Consider the following 17651-nt stretch of genomic DNA (forward strand, 5'->3'; position numbering starts at 1 on the left):
TTAAACTAAAGTGGCAGTTTAGTTGAATAACTAAAATTGTAAAACAATATAGAAATAATAAACGTTATACTAAAAGAAAGGTGGGATTGGAATGGAAAGAATTATTTTATTTGATGGAGAGTGTAATTTTTGTGACCAAAGCGTTCAATTTATCATCAAAAGAGACCCAAAAGGACACTTTAAATTCACTTCGTTACTAAGTTATTTAGGAAAAGAATTATTGAATAAGCATAATGCTCCAGAGGATATAGATAGTTTTGTTCTTATAGAAGATAACAATTGCTACTTTAAATCATCGGCAGCCCTTCGAGTTTGCAAAAACTTGGAAGGAGCATGGAAGATACCTTATGTCCTGTTAGTTATCCCAAAACCCATCAGAGACTTCTTTTATGGGCTTATAGCTAAAAATAGATATAAATGGTTTGGCAAAAAAGAAAGCTGTATGTTACCTTCCCCCGAAGAAAGAAAACGGTTCTTATAATATTTGAAGAAATTGCTTGAGTATAACTATGGGAGGCTAAGTAAGAAGCCGATTTATAAAACAGATTGGAGTTTTTTTATGAAAGTAGTTTTAGCAGGTGGAACAGGCTTTATTGGTGAATATTTTAAGAACAAATTTAAGGAATTAGGATATGAGGTACATATCATATCAAGGCAAAAGCAACATATTTCTTGGGAAGATAAATTGAGTATTAAAGAGGCATTGGAAGATACTGAACTTCTAATCAATCTTGCGGGGAAATCTGTGAATTGTCGATACAATGAAGCAAATAAGAATGAAATTATGAATTCAAGGATAAGGACAACTAAAATACTTGGAGAAGCTATACAGGCGTGTACTAATCCGCCTGCCATTTGGATGAATTCCAGTACGGCAACTATTTATCGGCACGCAGAAGACCGTCCAATGACTGAAGAAAAAGGAGAAATTGGTTCAGGATTCTCGGTTAATGTTGCAACAAACTGGGAGAAAACCTTCTTTTCCTTTGACTTACCAAAAACAAGGCAAATCGCCTTACGCATAGCTATTGTATTAGGTAAGGATGGTGGAGTTATGACACCTTATCGAAATTTAGTGAAGTTTGGACTTGGAGGGATTCAGGGAACGGGAAACCAAAAGTTTAGTTGGATACATATCGACGATTTGTTTCAAATCGTTCTCTTTTTGAAAGATAAAGAAGAGCTAAGTGGTGTTTTTAATTGCTCTTCACCACAACCTGTTAGTAATCGTGAATTAATGAAAGAACTAAGAAAAACGATGAATGTTCCATTCGGTTTACCTTCGCCCAAATGGATGTTGGAGATTGGCTCACTAATAATTAAAACAGAAACAGAATTGGTGTTAAAAAGTCGGTGGGTTCTTCCAGACCGGTTAGAACGTGAAGGTTACACGTTTACTTTTAAAACACTTGATAAGACCTTGCAAGATATTCTAAAGTAATGAAATGTTCTATAGATAAAGATTGTGAAGGGTTACACTTAGAGTAAAGGGTGCGTTTGTTAAATAGAGGCTGCTAACTTCAGCCTTCTGGTTTCACAAACGGGGGCAGGTTAGTTAAGAATAACTTATTCATGAAATAAAAATAAAAAAATTGATCAATGCTTGTATGATAAGAATAAAATTAATCAATCAAATTTAGGGGATGTTACATTTTGGATATATTAGGTTTTATTACGTTGATAATAGCGGGCTTTACAGCATGTGCTGAGTTTACTTCCTACGCATTAGTACATCCCGTTATCCGCCATTTACCACAAAAGCAACATATATACTTTGAACAAGGTTCGCTGAAAACATTTGGACTTATTATGCCTATATTAATGCCTGTAAGTGTAATTCTAACCTTGTCCGTCGCAGTATTTACTAAAGAACCTGGAATTATCGAGCTTACAAGCAGTTTTTCTTCTGCTGGAATGTTCATTTTAGCAACAATAATAACTATTAGATATAACGTGCCTATTAACAAGGCAATCAAACAGTGGGATGCAGACAATCCGCCAATTGATTGGAAGGAGATAAGAAAACGATGGATGTTCTATCAATCTATTCGTTCCTGGTTACTTCTTTTTGGCTTCGTGTTCCTTTGTTTATCAGTTACGATTTAATTATATCTGCTTTGAGCAAAAGGGTCAGGGTAATTAAGCAGTAAGAAGGTGTGTCTCATTTGAAAAATAAGAAGAGGATAAATTCAGCAGGGATTTCTGCGCTAACAGTGAGTAACCTTAAACTGTTTTATTAACAAACGGACATGTTTCCATAGGACGTGTCTTTTTATTTTTGCCCAATTGTTGAAGATAAACTGGGAATGATAATGAAAATTCATGGTTCAGGAAACAATATGTAAAGAGACAAGGGAACAGATGAACCTGGAAATTTTCCTTTTTAGGGAGTGGATGGATGGACCTATTAACTTTTACTGAGGAATTTTTTGAGTATATAAGGAAGTTTTTACTTTTAAGATTTACTCTATTTGCTTTGGTTCTCATTACCTTTTCAATTGTCATAAACCGTATTATTAATTGGTTCTTTAGGAAGTCAAACTTTTTTGCTGAAGAGGTAGAACAGACGATACAAGGTGTAACTCGGTCTATTTTTAGATATGGAATTGCGATTAGCCTTGTTATTTACCTAATTAGTCAGTTTGTAGATATAAAAGGTATTCTTGCAGGTGCAGGGATTGCCGGTGTTGTCATCGGTTTTGCTGCACAGCAGATGTTAAAAGACGTTATTTTAGGGTTCGCAAGATTAACGGACAAAGAGTTTCGTGTCGGAGATTTTGTTACTTTCAACGGGACAAGTTCAGGTACCATTGAGGAGATAAGTATTCGCTTTATGCAAATTCGTGAATGGTCGGGAAAACTCCTTACCATCCCGCATGGAGAGATTAGAGCGATACAAAATTTTAATAAAGGCTGGATGCGGGTTATTGAACGGATTACGGTTAGTTATCAGGAAGATCCAGCAAGAATTAAGGAATTGTTAGAGAAAGCAAGTATGATCTGCAATGAAAAATTAGTTCATAGCCTGTATAGTGTAGGGGGCGAGGCTGTTGAACCTTTTCAATATATTGGGGTTACAGACTTGAATCCAAACCTTAAACATGTTGGGTACGAATTTTGTTTGGTAGGCCTGGTTAAGCCTGAAGAATATTTTGAATCTTCCAGGCAGGTAAGATTTGAACTAATGTCTTTATTCCATAAGAATCAAGTACAAATGCCTACCGCAAACATGTTCGTTCAAACTGAAAATTCACAGGAGATTCTTGAGCACCCTTCACCCAGCACATAAAGAAAACTAGCTGATTGGAGACCTAGCGGTTTTTGAGGTGCGGCAGAAATCTTGTCTATTCACTTTTTCAGATAGCACATTGGAATAAAATTTATGGTGATAATATTTTGTGAATCAGAAAAAAATAGTGTTTAGGAAAGGAGGGATTACGAATGTCTGTGAAAAAAACGGTAACAGGATTAGTCGTTGTGCTTGCAATGGTTGTAGTATTATCAACTCTAGGCTCATTCGGTGTATTTGCCGAATCTGGTGTTGGGACTAAGGTGAAATCGATTGAGGTCGAGTTGAACGATGATTACTTTAATCCGAAAGTCATCACAATTCCGAAAGGGACATCCACAACGTTAATATTGAAAAATATAGGAAAGAAAGAGCACACCTTCACAGTGAAAAAGCTCGGAATTGACGCCGAGATCCAGCCAGGAAAAGAAACAAACATTTCCGTGAAACCGGACCAGCCCGGTACATATGAGCTGATATGCCGGTACCATTTCCAGGAAGGAATGGTTGGAAACGTAATAGTCAAATAATAATAACCGGGGCCAATAAGGCCCTTGTTTTTTTATGGTTGAAGGAAACTTACTTATTATTACCCAGATAGCAACACAGCAGCGGACTTTCTTCTGCAAATGGATTATAAAAAATCGTTCCGCCTCTAAAGAATGGTAAATATAGTGTATAGTAACGCTTAAACCATTATAGAAGGAGGTGAACAGGTGTATTTTTTTATACCTATTTCTGATGAGGTTCGTCTGTTTAAAGAAATATTCAATAAATATAAAAATACAATGAAGCTCATTTTAGTGTCTATTTTTACTTGTATTGCTGCTATTCTTCAGGCTGCTGGAGGCTTCTTACCAGGTATAGGATATATTTTAAGTCCATTTGCCACTGCACCTATTATGTTAAGTTCCATGTTTTCCATTCCATTTGGAGTAATGTCCTATTTTCTTACAATTATGTTGTTAGTGATCCTGCAGCCATCTGAACTAATGATATTTCCTTTTACAACAGGATTGTTAGGGCTTGGCATTGGGGTATCTTTTTCCTTTTTCAGGAAGAGAATAAGTGTTATTGCTGCTGGTACAATCCTTTTAATGCTAGGAATCATGGGGTTATTATTTATTTTTCACTTTCCGGTTTTAGGTCCAGCCGTCTCTTCCTTTTCATTTCTTACAGCGGGAAGTATTTTTTTATTTGTTTTCCTTTATAGCTGGTTATGGGTTGAAATTGCTTTAATCATGATTAAAAGATTAAAAATTATTATCATTTAGTGATTCTCAATATAGTGGTTTTAATTTCGGTCCAATCCATGTAAGAGATTTATCAGGATTAAGCAGAGATCTAAAGTTATGATTCATGGAACTATTTCAAAGACAGTCCCTTGATTTAAATCAGTCACTTTCATAGAGCCATAAACCCCTAAATATAATCTGGTCTGTTTCAGATTCGTACCCAAATTAACATAATAGGCTGATTGAGATCCAAAATTGTAATCGGTTTGAATCACACTAAAATCATTTTGTTCACCATTTGATCTTATGGTGGTATAGGCTAAAGCCCCTCTAGCCTGGGGCTGGGATTCTTTCCGGGCAAGATCTGTAAACACAACGCTTCCTGTTAAAGCAGGGATTCTTTTCCCCATATAGGCTTGCACTCCTGTAAGTGCAGTACCTCCAAACTTATCGGGTCTGGAGTCTTTATGAAAATAACTGGTTAATGGCCGAAGACGACTCGCTGAAAGCGCTGCTGCTTCATTGTAATAAGCCATTGTCTTCTCATCTAAAGTCCCATTATTAGTGCAGCCTCGAATAATCGAAGCAGGAATATCACCTTCCCAGCCTCGCCAGCCAAAGTTAATAACTCCTACCTTGTCAGATTCAGAATTCATCAAAGAAGCTTGAACAAGCTGAGTAACCGGTAGGGGTTTATAATGAACAAATGAAAAAATCGACTCGACCAAATCCTGACCGACATTCCCTGCATATTTCATATACTGATTATAAAACCTTTGAAATGAAATGCCAGGTATATTTCGAACCCCTTTGGCCATTACCGTTAAGGTTTCCTGAATTGCTGCGGGAAGTTCATTGAAGCGTGTGACAATGGGGGGATTCATGATGTAAGTATTCTTATTTACATCCATTTCAATTATTTTACCGGCAATCTCCAGATCATCCTGGCTTAAGTTAAATGGATCATAGCCTGATCCGCCATCACCGGTTGTTAAAACAAGTTTGCCTGTTTCCGGTGAAAAGTTTAAACTATTGAACCCATTGTGATTTGAAAATGGCCTTCTTAAGTTAAGTAAGGTCCTTCGTTTTTGGGGCCTGCCATTCGATTGTAAAATCCATTCTTCAATGGTATCAATATGGTCATATTGTGTTTCTCTATCCATCCACCTGAGGTTTAAAGTTCCAGGATCACACGGGTCAGGATTAAACGATTCAGAAAGAGCACCTGGTCCTTGTGTGCCGGCTGCTGAATAATGAAGATAAAACAGACCGTTATAATAAAATTCGGGATGAAACGCTAGTCCCAGCAATCCCCGTTCATCATATCCGCCAGAAGCACCCAGCTTTAGGATTCGGGGGCGAATATCTAAAAAAGTCCTTAAGCTTGAGTTTCTTGTGTAAAAGATCTCTCCTACCTGGGTTGCAATAAATAATCTTTCCTTTGAGTCGCCTGGAAGTATAGCTGTTTTCAAAACAGTAGGTAAATTTAGCTTACTGGCAATAGGCCGTAAACCCACCTTAACTTTTATCAACTGACTTTGCACCCCTTCATTTTTATTCTTTTATAAGAATATGATTAGAACCGGCTATTAGCACCAAGTTAGCCAGGGGAATTCTGGAAACGGCTCCTTCAATTATAGATAGTCTAATATTATTAGATGAAGGATGTGTGTTACCGTGCTAGAATGAAAACAAAAACAAAGGAGCAACAGGATGGGGGAATTCGAATGAACATACATAATATACTGGTTGCAGGAAGCTATGAAAAGGAATTCCAGGAACAGCTGCCAGCTGAAACATCTCAGAGCTTTCGTTTTAAGCAGGATAATGATATTACAGAAGAGGATTTGTCATGGGCGGATGCCTATGTCGGTTTCAAGCCATGTCGCGGCTTCCGCCTTGCCGATCTTAAATGGGTACATTCCTTTAATGCGGGTGTAAACAATTATTTGGAAATTGATGGATGGAAGGAGTATGAGATTCTTCTAACCAGAACTGTTTGCTCGTTTGGACAAAGAATAAGCGAGTATTGTTTAAGCTATGTATTAAGGGATCTTCAATATCATCACTACTTTGAAGGAAAACAAAGGGAGAAGAAATGGGCTCCAAAAACCCCGCAGATGGTGAAGGATCAAACGATTGTTATCTTTGGAACAGGGGAGATTGGGCAGGAGGCTGCGAAGGTATTTTCAAGTCTTGGGGCCACTGTTTACGGCGTCTCGCAAAGCGGCAGGCAAAAGGAGTATTTTCATAAGGTCGCGAAAACCAGCTCTGCAGGCACACTGGCTGCACAGGCAGATTGGATTATCAGCACATTGCCTTTGACAAAAGAAACGAATAAGCTATTTGACCGTACGTTTTTCAGCCATTTAAACGAAGCTGCCTTTATTAATGTCGGCAGAGGCCATACAGTGGACGAGCAAGCGCTTATTGAAGCGCTCAATTCCAGAAAGGTCCGTTTCGCTGTGTTAGATGTACTTGAAACAGAACCGCTGCCAGAGACTTCCGGGCTATGGGAAAGAGACGATATCGTCATCACTCCTCATATATCAGCAGTGACAGATCTAAATGAAGCGATCGCATGCTTTTTGGATACATTGAAGAGAATCAAAAATAATGATGCTATACCTAATAGGGTGGATGTTATGAAGGGGTATTAATAGACCGGACAGGTAGCACTGATTCGGCAATGAATGGGAGCATGGCCACCCCTTCCTGTTGATGCATGGAGCCAGCTGCTTCCCTTTTTAAGTCTGGAAAGTTCAGCAATCGGGTGCTTTAATGAAGTGATGAAAAAGCCCAACTTCTCTTTGAATTAACGGGGAAGTGGGCTTTTTAGTATTCCCTAATCATTGTCAACCTGATAAGCCGGGAATACGGACTATTGTAGCAGGTCTTATTCAAGAACGCCTGTTTCTTCTATCACTACATTGCATTTAACATCAAAGCCTAACATTTTGTATTCGTCTTCCCACTTTTTAAAGTCAAAGTTCCGAATCCGGTTTTTTTTCTTTTGGCCCAGACCAACAGGGTCTATTCCGAGATCCTGAAATTGTATTAATAATCTTAAGCATTCCTTTTCAATTTTTTTCTCCAGGTTCTTTTCTATCTCTCCAACAATCTGTGGGGTTAAAATATCTCCCGTAAACTCACGAATAATTCCTTCGAGATTAATGGTTATGGCAGCGTGATTATCAGTCATTTTGATTTTATTCTTTGATTTTATGCTCTTTATAGCAGCTCGTTCTCCCTTTTTTACCTTAACATCAAAGTTTCCTTCGCTATATTTATCTACCAGCAATTTAAAATAGAACATATCCTTTACAGGGAGGATGGCCACTTCTTTATCCTTTTGGAAAAGACTAATTCCAACTATCTTCACCTTATCATTTCCGGCTTTCTTTAGGCGGGGCAGGAAGGGATCCTTACCATCCTGATAGTAATCACGGGAAAAAATATGTAAATTGGTTATTGGAACATCTCGATGTTCAATATTATGTTGAATAAGATTAGAGATATAGGTACCGTTTCCCATGGTTCCATACTCTCCTTTTAACAAGTCTTCTGTTTTTCCCTCCGCGGTTGCAACAAATACGCGTGCCCCCATACTTGCATCTCTCTGAAAAGAATCTATTATGTCAAAAATCCCTATTTTAGAAATTTCAGGTCCGAATACAGCCAGCTTTAATCCACCTGTGACTACTGGTTCTGATGTTTGCTTAGAAATATCCAGACGTACGTCCTGCCTAATCTTTCCAATTCCGGAAAATGTCCTGTTAATTACACTTTGATCAGGCTGGAATTCCTGGAATAATGCAGTTCCTCTATACTTATCTTTCTCATCCTCTGCTAAATCGTAGCCGACTCCTACTTCAATATTTATATCATCAATAATTTCTTTTTCCACACATCCTGAAAGCAGGAAGGATAGGCATATTAGTATAAGCTTTTTCATTTCTATTTCACCTTTACTATTGGCAATTATGACAGCAGGGAATATAACAAATCCCATTATTCCTAACAGTATCACTTAGTGGAATAGCTTTTTCTTTGAGTACTTATTTAGATGGAAATTCAGAATTTGCGAAGAATTATCCAAATATAATTACAAAATTAGTATTAATCTTTGGGTGGGAGAATATTCGTAATAAGGAAATTTCTGAACTAAGGAAGTTTTAGTGATTTAGATGAAAACAGATGTTTTAGGGGGCTGGATTCTCTATAAAGGTTTAGAAGATCAAGGGTTACAACTTTTTGTGCTAAAGGATCAGACAATCTGAAAGAAGGTTATAGTTCATTCAACTAGAATATATATAAACGACCCGAAACTAATATGAGGGGGATCTAAAATGGATAAAAGAGTTATTTTCGATTTTGAAATCGATTTTACTAATGGCGGTGGATTGCAGGGACAGGACTTTCGTCTTGATCTTGAGGGTAATGACATTACAGATGAAGAGCTGGCGAAGTATATAGTAGAAGATATGAGGCTGCTTATGGTCGGGGAAGTTAGGATACTTAACAAGAAAATAATTAATGAGGAACATAAACGAAATTGAGATTTTATTTAAGCTGCGGGCAGAAAGACTTTGGTAAACCAGGGAAAGGAAAGGCGAAGAAGGTTGCTGAATATTAACCTAAATATAGTCAAAGGGAGCGTGGCAAGTATGTCTCATGCTATAGATGTTTTAGCCGATCAATTGTCAGCAAATGCAAATGATCCTAGCTGGTACATTCCGTTTTCAGAATCAGTTGCAAACTTATCAGAGGAAGATGCGTTTTGGAAGCCCAATGAAGAAAGCAATAGCATCGCTGAAATTGTACAGCATCTTCTTTATTGGAATGAAACCTGGCAAAAGAGGTATCTTAAATCTCACGCAGATGCTGTCCCACCCTTAGGCAATAATAAAGAAAGCTTTATCATACCGGAAAATACGAAGTTTACTGACTTAAAAGAGCAGCTGTTAGAGGTGCTTCTGCAGTGGCAAGATTTACTCTCCCAAGAAAAACTGGAATGTGAAATTGAGGGTTTCCCTGTACATGCACAGTGGTGGGCAATACTTGGGAATCTTTCCACGCATAATGCCTACCATATAGGTCAAATCATTTACGTCCGGAAACTGCAAAAGAGCTGGAATAATGACAAATAAGCAGATTTTGGTGAACAATTGCAAAAGATTCAAGTGAAAATAGGTTCTTATTAAATAAATGGGGCAAGGCGAAGTCTGATAAGGAATGACAAAGGCAGTCTATGCTCTCGATATTTAAAAGGGAATATACTAAAATAAAAATCAGCTGGAAAAAAACCAGAGATTCATATAGAAACAAATGGATCAGCATAACTCAACAAAGCAAAATGGATTGTCCTATAAGCAGACAACCCATTTTTGCTGTTATTTATTCAATTCAACCGTTTCATTCACATCTGTCGATTTAGAACTTTGTCCTGTCATGCGTTTAAAGAGAAAAGCTATTTTCTTCGTAAAATTACCGGTTTCCCAATATTCGACTGCTTCCGCTTTTATTTTTATCAAGACAACGTTAGGATCATCATAAGAAGTTTGCATAATTTGCTCATATGCTTTGCTCCACAATTCCTTTTTCTTATCTAAATCCTCAACTATTTCCGCTTTTCCACGGACGGAAACATAGGATTTGCCTGCATATGCCACGTTAACATCTTGATCATGCAGGATTTCATCATATTTATTAGTCTCTTTTTTAGTGAAAAACCATAAGTCACCATCAAACTCTACTTCTTGTGTTTTCATTGGCCGGGAAACAAGCCCTTCTTCAGCAGTTACCGTGGTCAGCATGGCCGTGTCTATGTCTTTGATTAACTCTCTTAATGTTTCAATTTCTTCTTGATTCATCATGTTAGACATTTCCATCACCTCGTTAAAGATTTATAGAGATATATTACCCTTAACACCAGCTTTTATTCAGGTGTGGCTTAACTTATACAAAGTGAAGAGGAAATGGACTCATTACTTGATCGTAATTTAAATAAAGACAAAAAAAGAACGAACGTGGTATATAATTTCAAATAGACTATATAAAATACGAGGAGAAAATAATGCACGCATTATTAATAGGAGCAACGGGAGCAACTGGTAAGGATTTGCTGTATTTATTGCTGAAAGACGATTCTTTTCATCAGGTTGATATTTTTGTCAGGCGTGATCTTCATATCCGGCATGAAAAATTAAATGTGCATGTGATTGACTTTGATCACACAGAACAATGGAAGCATTTAGTGAAGGGCGATGTTTTGTTTTCTTGTCTGGGAACGACCCTGAAAGCTGCGGGAAGCAAGGAAGCTCAATGGAAAATTGATTACGAGTATCAATACCAGTTTGCGGAAGCTGCCAGAGAAAACAATGTGAGTCATTATGTATTGGTATCTTCGGGTTCTTCCTCGTCTGATTCTCTCTTTTTTTATACAAGGATGAAGGGTCAGTTAGAAGAAGCTGTTAAGGCTTTAGGGTTTCAAAAGCTATCAATCTTTAAGCCTCCTGTATTGATAAGAAAAAATAGTGACAGAACAATGGAAGTTGCCGGATTAAAAGCGATACAGTTGTTTAATAAATTTGGAATACTTCGTTCTCAGGAGCCTTTGCCGACGGAAATATTGGCGGAAGCCATGGTCAATGCCGCCAAAACAAAGGATAACGGCATCTTTTCGCTGGAAGGCAAAGCGATTTGGGAATGTGCAGGGCTGAATAAAATCGATTAATGGATATGTGCATCATAGAGTAAGTTACTGATAACTTTGGCGAAAAAGGTCAAAGTTATTTTTTATAGAATGGTCAGGGATTTATGTTAAGATAAAGGTAATATTTGGAAAAAGAATTACTGGGTGGCACTGCAAGCAGAATTTCTGGCTGGGAAGGGAGGGATTTGATTGAAAAAAAACTACAAAATTTATGCTTTTGCCGTTCTATTGATTATTGCCATTTTGGCTATCATGGACGGTGTAAATAATTCAAATGCGGCAGAGGAGCTGCGGAAGGAAAAGGATAGATTAGCCGAGAAAGCTGCAAGTTTCGAAAAAGAATATGAAAATAATGCTAAGATGCTGGATGAGGCAAGGAAGAAGACTGCTGAATTGGAGAAGGAAATCGAATCTTTAAGTTCTGCTATTGAATATAAGGAATTTTCGGCAGCGATAAAGACGATTGAATCCTACAAGGCAGTGCAATCATTTGAGGAGGCGAATGCGTTTATGGCCAGAATTGATGGATCGGGATACTATACAGGAGAAAGATCCGGCAAGTGCCATTGCGGGTTTATATTCAATGGCGAGGGGTTTGAATGGATACCCAATTCCGTTCTTGATCTTAAAGAGTTCCGAATCGAAAAAGATAAAATCAGCCTCACCTATCAAACAGTAGAAGAAGTCAAACAGGATTACCAATTTGTTATGGTCAAGGCACCGGGACAATATGACAGGGAGGAAAAGTGGAGGGTTGAAGAAATTACACTGGTGGAAAAGGTTCCTCATTAAGAAAAAAGTGTGACTCAGTGGATCAAACAAATTAAAAAACTCGCCACCTGGCGAGTTCACTTACAGTGTGCGCGTGCTGCTTTCCTCCAATATCGACGTGACAATATGCCGCGAATCCCATTCCCCGCCTGAAAATTTGACTATCGGATATTTTTTCGGAAAAAGCTTTTGCCGGATCGCATCTGCTGAATTCCCTTCTTTGTGCAGAGCGAATACGTCATCCTGGGTGGATAACAGATAATCACGCTTTCGCTGGAGTGCTGCGCGTCCATCTTCTACATAGCCTGCATGGCTGCAGAATACATCTTCAAAGTCGTAAGTGAGAACGCGTTCAAGTGAGCGGATAATTTCCGGAATGCTTTCTTCTGCTAAAACGACCTTGGTCTTTTCGCTGACAAATAAATCGCCAGTAAACAGCTGGCCTGTTTCCCGGTTTAAGAAGGCTTTATGATCGAAAGCGTGGCCAGGGGTGTCGATGACATCCCACTGGGCTTTACGGGATGAAAACGAGTCAGGCATGACCTGGGCATTGAATGGCTTTCTTCTTCCCCAAAAGAGCTGCCTGTATAAAGGGTAATCGGCCCTTTTGGCACAGGAACGGATAGATTTTTCGTTTAAAAAGATTGGCAGTTTCTTCGTTTTTTCAGCATATGCTGCGCAGCCTGTATGGTCTTCATGAAAATGGGTGATCATGACCTGGTCAAAATCGCCTTCATCCATAAATGGTTCGAAGAATGCATGTAAGGACTGGGCGCCCGTGTCAATTAAGATTCCATCCGTTAAATAGCTATAGACATTTAAAGAAACACCCTGAAACTTAATTTGGCCATTCAGGTAGGAAACACCGTTTTTTTCTCCAGTGGATGCCTTCTTCTTAACAAACAAAACATTCAGCTCCTTTCCCGATATCAGGGTCATGCATGAAGCATTTCGCCGTAACGCTGTACATTGTTTCTGCCATTCCTTTTTGCATCATAAAGTGCGAGGTCGGCGTGCTTCAATAGGATTTGGGCTGCACCATCCAGATTATCCGCTGAGATTATGGAATGTGACAGGCCGAAGCTTGAGGTGATTGAAATTGTTTTGTCATCCACCACAATTGGGCTCCCGGCAATGTCCAGGCGGACCGCTTCGATCAGCAGGTGTGCTTCGTGTGCAGGCGTGTCAGGCAAATAAATCATGAATTCTTCCCCGCCAAATCTGCCGATGATATCCCGTTTTCGAAGGCTGTTTTTCACGAGGCTTGCAACCTGGACCAGCACGAGATCGCCAGCTTCGTGGCCATATGTATCATTGACATGTTTGAAGTGGTCAATATCAAACATAATAAGTGAAACATCAGCACCTGGATGTAGGGTGCTAAGTGAGATTTCCATCTCACTTAGAAAATAGGCCCGATTATAAATCTGGGTTAAACTGTCTATGCTGGCCAAACGTTTAAGGGTTTTCTGCATATTTACTTTTTCAGTTACATCAGCCAGGGAGATAATTCGTCCAATTGGGTCTTTGTTAAGGGAATGGACGGGTGAAAATTGAACTTGGAAATGGACCTGTTCCCCCTCTTTTTCCCACATATAATCCCCATTCTTTCCAGAGCATATCACTTTTCTAAGCGTACTGTTTCCATGCAGAATATCATGGATATGCTTGCCGATGGAAGATTGCTTCAGTTCAGGGATAACAGGCAGCATCGCCTGGTTATAATCCACGATTGCCCCGTTCTGATTGAGAACGATGACCCCTTCCTTCATGCTTTCAAAAACCGTGTCCCTTGCTATTGGGGCGAGATTGAACATCTGGAATGAGAAGAGCGCTATGCCATGCAGAATGAAGGAAATACTCATGGATACAGGGCCTAAATCAATGCCGTAGGGGCTCAGGTCATTCAGATAATAATGATTGGCCATAATCGGAACAAAGAGTCCGGCGGTCATCAAAAGGATTTGCACCCGGAATCGCCAGAAGGATTTTCTTAATCGCAGAAGCAGGATGATGATACTGAACATCAGGCACATGAACAGAAAAATGGCGTGCACATAAAACCAGAATCCATATTCCAGATCCAGCACGGGAAATGGCGTATCCTCTCTCAGCCTGACTGCTGAGTAGTAAAAATGATGGAGTTTATTGGTATGATGCATAAAGATGGTCAAAATCGGGATGATGAACAGGGAAAAATACAGGCTCCTGCTCAGCTTGTGTCCGGCATATTCCAGACACATCAATAAAGTGAAAACAGGAATGAATGGCATGAACAAATATTCAATGCCCAGCCAGAATTGAATTTCTGGTAAAGTGGAGCTCGACAATTCGAATGCATAGGAAAAGGTAAAGATCGCGGACAGCAGTGTTAAGATCTTATAAGGTCCGGCACCCGGTGCATTCCTTAGTTTAAAGTGTGCAAAGAGACAAAGCGATAAGCTAAGTGCCCCTGAAAAAGTGAGAATGAGGATATACATCCATAATTCGTGCCCCATTTGAGTTTTCTCCAAAATGAAAATATTTTTCTCCTATTATATAATTCCTTTTTCTATAGTACTAGCTTTATATTTTTAATAACTATAGGGCTCATTGCGTTTCAGGAAAGGTCATTTCAGTGCTGCAGCAGCCGGACAGCCGCTCTTTTATAGAGGCTGCCTTAATACAATCTATTTTTATAACTATCCTGGAGATCCTTCTTCACTTGTTCGGATGTGTCATTCGGCAATTTTGAATGAGCTGCCAGTATAGCAGGGGCAGAAGGAAGGGCTTCTTTCGCAAGCCAGGACTCTCCGTTCCATAATCCCGATCGGATCAATGCTTTCGCACAATGGATAAAGCATTCCTCTGCTTCTACTAAAATTCCAAATAAGGGAGCGCGGCCTTTTACCTTGCTCTTCTCTAAGAGCTCAGGGTAACGGCAAATATAAGCTTTGCCATTAATTCTTAGCGTTTCTCCAAGCCCTGGTATGAGAAAAAGGAGTCCAATATTGGGATTTTCTATGATATTATGAGCGGAATCCATTCTTTTATTGCCCGGCCGTTCCGGAATAAAAAGATGCTGCTCGTCAAGAACCGTCACAAACCCGGGGGAATCCCCCCTTGGAGAAACATCACATTTTCCATCAGAATCTGAAGTGGACAAAGTTAAAAAAGGTGATTTGGAAATAAAGTCAATGCAATGCTCATCGATGAAAGTAATAACTTTGCCGGCAGCACGCGCACTGGGCTGGCCAATTTCCTCCCGAAAAGACGCAAATTCTTCTCTGGTAGTTATAATATCCGGATATTTTGAACTCATAGGTTTCACCTTTTTCTAATGGTATAGGGATCTTTAGTGTTATGTCCTGGATGATTTTTTAACAATACGAAAAACAAAATAATAAACCCCGCTAAGCCCCAATATCCCCAGCACAGTCAGGAAAGGCATTTTTTCAGCAAATATTATTCCAATCACAAATAGGGCAAAACTCAAAATGACGGCTAATAGACTTAATAAAAGCCGCTGCGATTTTTTCAAAACTCTCACCGCCTTCTTTTCTATAAAATTCTGTGTGTTAAAATGGCCATATCTTTTCACTGGGGGGCTGTAAATGGACTTCTTTGGGGATTTATTTTGGCTGTTATTCGTGATCATGTGCGTATGTTTTTTCGTATTCCTTGCCTGCAGACAGCACGAATTGAAGAAAGAGCAGGAATATATCATCAAGCTGAATCATGAAATCCTGGATCGATTAAAGAAAATGGAAGAGATATGAATATGTTAACATAAATATCCATTTATAGGAGGTTAATCGGCAAAGTTTTAGATTGGAGACAAACAGTAACCGTATATCGCCATATCAACCGGAAGGGGAATAGCCTCCATTCTCTTGAATATAAGTCTTCCTTAATTCTATAATTATGTTTAACTTGATTAGAATATTGAGAAAGATCAGAAAACGGGGGATGTGAGGATGTCATGACAAAAGATAAACTATTTACTTCGAAGGAATTTTTAAAAGATCTGATAGAGACAGTTAAAAATTCGCCACTGCATTCTCTGGATAAAAGGGAGACCGAAACAGGACTCATCAAAATTTTTGAAGAGATCAAAGAGTTAAATGAAGGCGACTATAAACAGGTTTGTGATGAACTTTATGATGGGATTTATATCTCTGACGGAGATGGAAAGACGTTATATGTGAATAAAGCTTACAGCAGAATAACCGGCCTGGCTCCTGATCTTGTCCTGAATAAATACGTGGGAGATCTGATGAAGGAAGGTTTATATAAAAACGCCATCACACCCGAGATTATCAGAACAAGAAAACCTATTAATGCGGTAGCTGAAATCCGAACGGGGGTTAAAGTGCTGACGTCAGGAAATCCCATTTTTGATCAAAAAGGCAATATTAAAAAGGTCGTTGTGATCAATCGGGATATGTCGGATTTGGTGGAAATGCAAGAAAAATTAGCAGCTTCAGAGAAACGTATGCAAGAGGTTGAAAAAGATAAGCTGAAAAATCAATATGAAATTGAACATCTCAGAAAATTACAGACATCCAAAAGTTTAATTGGAGAAAGCCAGGAGATGAAACCTGTTATTCAAATGATTCACCAGGTGGCCAATTTGGATGTAACGGTCCTAATAACTGGAGAAACAGGAGTTGGAAAAGAAGTTGTCGCGAATGAAATTTATATGAATAGTGAGAGGCATGGCAAGCCTTTTATCAAGATCAATTGTGCAGCCATTCCTGCAAGTCTCCTGGAGTCGGAGCTGTTTGGATATGAAAGCGGCTCTTTTACCGGCGCATCCAGTAAAGGAAAAATCGGCATGTTTGAATTGGCTGATAAAGGCACTTTGCTGTTGGACGAAATTGGGGAGATGCCGATTGAGCTGCAATCGAAGCTATTAAGGATTATTCAGGAAAAAGAAGTAACACGTATAGGCGGGACAAAGCCGATTAAATTCAATGTCCGAATCCTGGCGTCAACCAATTGCGATTTATACGAGCTTGTAAAAGAAGGGAAATTTAGAGAAGACCTGTATTTTAGGTTAAATGTATTTCCCATTCATATTCCGCCGCTTCGGATACGGGCAGAAGACATTGAGATATTAGTCAGACATTATTTGGACATTTATAATGCAAAATATAGTAAAGAAGTGCAATTAGAGAAGGAAGTATTCGAAGTATTTAAAGGGTATAACTGGCCTGGAAACATAAGAGAGCTGCAAAATGTGGTAGAACGAATGGTGATCGTTTCAGAAAAATTCAAGAGATTTAGTGCTGACCATGCAAAGAAGTTATTAAATATTGAGCTGGATGGTGCAAAAACATTAAATGAAGGACTCAGTTTGAAAAAGATTGTAGAAAGTGTTGAAAAAGAGACAATTGAAAAGGCATTGAAACTTTATGGAAGTACCAGAAAAGCAGCTGCCATATTAGAAGTTGATCAATCTACTATCGTAAAAAAGGCCAAAAGGCTGGGAATTAACTTAAGTGATGAAAAACGGAATCGTTCATGATGAATTTTATCATCAAAACAAAAGCTTAATATACAAATGAAATAGTCAGATTATTTAAAAACTGATGAATTATTTCATCAGTTTTTTTATCTTGATGAGAGAAATAGCTGATGTTATCGTACTTTTGCTTTT

20 protein-coding genes are annotated in these 17651 nt (G+C 38.7%); 13 read left to right on the forward strand and 7 right to left on the reverse strand.

All coding sequences use genetic code 11. From position 1 onward, the window contains the following. Nucleotides 1-91 precede the first annotated feature (91 nt). The 6 genes from ACXAD1_RS02440 to ACXAD1_RS02465 all read left to right on the forward strand — a co-directional run bounded on the left by ACXAD1_RS02440 (nucleotide 92) and on the right by ACXAD1_RS02465 (nucleotide 4563). Nucleotides 92-481, forward strand: a complete 390-nt coding sequence (locus tag ACXAD1_RS02440; RefSeq protein WP_474909361.1) for a thiol-disulfide oxidoreductase DCC family protein — start codon at nucleotides 92-94, stop codon at nucleotides 479-481. A 78-nt stretch (nucleotides 482-559) separates the two neighbouring features. After that, nucleotides 560-1441, forward strand: coding sequence for a TIGR01777 family oxidoreductase (locus ACXAD1_RS02445; protein WP_474909362.1), 882 nt, complete (start codon nucleotides 560-562; stop codon nucleotides 1439-1441). Nucleotides 1442-1653: 212 nt separating this feature from the next. Further along, nucleotides 1654-2106, forward strand: coding sequence for an anthrone oxygenase family protein (locus ACXAD1_RS02450; RefSeq protein ID WP_474909363.1), 453 nt, complete (start codon nucleotides 1654-1656; stop codon nucleotides 2104-2106). Nucleotides 2107-2398: 292 nt separating this feature from the next. After that, complete coding sequence (locus tag ACXAD1_RS02455) at nucleotides 2399-3289, forward strand: mechanosensitive ion channel family protein (RefSeq protein WP_474909364.1); 891 nt, start codon at nucleotides 2399-2401, stop codon at nucleotides 3287-3289. 152 nt (nucleotides 3290-3441) lie between these two features. After that, the gene (locus ACXAD1_RS02460; protein WP_474909365.1) at nucleotides 3442-3819 is read left to right on the forward strand and encodes a cupredoxin domain-containing protein; all 378 of its coding nucleotides are present in this window, start codon (nucleotides 3442-3444) and stop codon (nucleotides 3817-3819) included. A gap of 186 nt (nucleotides 3820-4005) precedes the next feature. Continuing rightward, on the forward strand, nucleotides 4006-4563 hold the full coding sequence (locus ACXAD1_RS02465; RefSeq protein ID WP_474909366.1) for a hypothetical protein: 558 nt from the start codon (nucleotides 4006-4008) through the stop codon (nucleotides 4561-4563). Between the two features lie 83 nt (nucleotides 4564-4646). Here the strand turns inward: ACXAD1_RS02465 and ACXAD1_RS02470 are convergent, their stop codons facing one another. Then, on the reverse strand, nucleotides 4647-6056 hold the full coding sequence (locus ACXAD1_RS02470) for a PQQ-dependent sugar dehydrogenase (RefSeq protein ID WP_474909367.1): 1410 nt from the start codon (nucleotides 6054-6056) through the stop codon (nucleotides 4647-4649). Between the two features lie 195 nt (nucleotides 6057-6251). Between ACXAD1_RS02470 and ACXAD1_RS02475 the strand changes: the two genes are divergently transcribed. Next, a complete protein-coding gene (locus tag ACXAD1_RS02475; protein WP_474909368.1) occupies nucleotides 6252-7184 on the forward strand; it encodes a D-2-hydroxyacid dehydrogenase in 933 nt (310 codons plus the stop codon). Between the two features lie 236 nt (nucleotides 7185-7420). Here the strand turns inward: ACXAD1_RS02475 and ACXAD1_RS02480 are convergent, their stop codons facing one another. Next, nucleotides 7421-8479: a Ger(x)C family spore germination protein gene (locus ACXAD1_RS02480; RefSeq protein ID WP_474909369.1), complete on the reverse strand. Its 1059-nt coding sequence runs from the start codon at nucleotides 8477-8479 to the stop codon at nucleotides 7421-7423. 394 nt (nucleotides 8480-8873) lie between these two features. Between ACXAD1_RS02480 and ACXAD1_RS02485 the strand changes: the two genes are divergently transcribed. Beyond that, nucleotides 8874-9083: a cyclase gene (locus ACXAD1_RS02485; RefSeq protein WP_474909370.1), complete on the forward strand. Its 210-nt coding sequence runs from the start codon at nucleotides 8874-8876 to the stop codon at nucleotides 9081-9083. A gap of 108 nt (nucleotides 9084-9191) precedes the next feature. Beyond that, nucleotides 9192-9674, forward strand: coding sequence for a DinB family protein (locus ACXAD1_RS02490; protein WP_474909371.1), 483 nt, complete (start codon nucleotides 9192-9194; stop codon nucleotides 9672-9674). Between the two features lie 243 nt (nucleotides 9675-9917). On the opposite strand, the gene ACXAD1_RS02495 is transcribed toward ACXAD1_RS02490, so the two are convergent. After that, nucleotides 9918-10409, reverse strand: coding sequence for a pyridoxamine 5'-phosphate oxidase family protein (locus ACXAD1_RS02495; protein WP_474909372.1), 492 nt, complete (start codon nucleotides 10407-10409; stop codon nucleotides 9918-9920). 191 nt (nucleotides 10410-10600) lie between these two features. On the opposite strand from ACXAD1_RS02495, the gene ACXAD1_RS02500 reads away from it, so the two are divergent. Continuing rightward, complete coding sequence (locus ACXAD1_RS02500; protein ID WP_474909373.1) at nucleotides 10601-11260, forward strand: NAD(P)H-binding protein; 660 nt, start codon at nucleotides 10601-10603, stop codon at nucleotides 11258-11260. Between the two features lie 168 nt (nucleotides 11261-11428). Then, nucleotides 11429-12031: a hypothetical protein gene (locus ACXAD1_RS02505; protein ID WP_474909374.1), complete on the forward strand. Its 603-nt coding sequence runs from the start codon at nucleotides 11429-11431 to the stop codon at nucleotides 12029-12031. A gap of 60 nt (nucleotides 12032-12091) precedes the next feature. On the opposite strand, the gene ACXAD1_RS02510 is transcribed toward ACXAD1_RS02505, so the two are convergent. The 4 genes from ACXAD1_RS02510 to ACXAD1_RS02525 form a co-directional block, all read right to left on the reverse strand. Further along, the gene (locus tag ACXAD1_RS02510; protein WP_474909375.1) at nucleotides 12092-12949 is read right to left on the reverse strand and encodes an MBL fold metallo-hydrolase; all 858 of its coding nucleotides are present in this window, start codon (nucleotides 12947-12949) and stop codon (nucleotides 12092-12094) included. Beyond that, nucleotides 12946-14508, reverse strand: a complete 1563-nt coding sequence (locus tag ACXAD1_RS02515) for a histidine kinase N-terminal 7TM domain-containing diguanylate cyclase (protein WP_474909376.1) — start codon at nucleotides 14506-14508, stop codon at nucleotides 12946-12948. Before ACXAD1_RS02515 ends, ACXAD1_RS02510 begins: the two co-directional genes overlap by 4 nt. Before the next feature lie 161 nt (nucleotides 14509-14669). After that, nucleotides 14670-15311, reverse strand: coding sequence for a pyridoxamine 5'-phosphate oxidase family protein (locus tag ACXAD1_RS02520; RefSeq protein ID WP_206846081.1), 642 nt, complete (start codon nucleotides 15309-15311; stop codon nucleotides 14670-14672). 39 nt (nucleotides 15312-15350) lie between these two features. Beyond that, a complete protein-coding gene (locus ACXAD1_RS02525; protein WP_312886320.1) occupies nucleotides 15351-15539 on the reverse strand; it encodes a hypothetical protein in 189 nt (62 codons plus the stop codon). Nucleotides 15540-15603: 64 nt separating this feature from the next. Here ACXAD1_RS02525 and ACXAD1_RS02530 point away from each other — a divergent pair, with 64 nt between their 5' ends. After that, nucleotides 15604-15768, forward strand: coding sequence for a hypothetical protein (locus tag ACXAD1_RS02530; RefSeq protein WP_206846086.1), 165 nt, complete (start codon nucleotides 15604-15606; stop codon nucleotides 15766-15768). 203 nt (nucleotides 15769-15971) lie between these two features. Next, complete coding sequence (locus ACXAD1_RS02535; RefSeq protein WP_474909377.1) at nucleotides 15972-17519, forward strand: sigma-54 interaction domain-containing protein; 1548 nt, start codon at nucleotides 15972-15974, stop codon at nucleotides 17517-17519. The last annotated feature ends 132 nt before the right edge of the window (nucleotides 17520-17651 follow it).

Source organism: Cytobacillus sp. ABV4_503, from assembly GCF_056158445.1.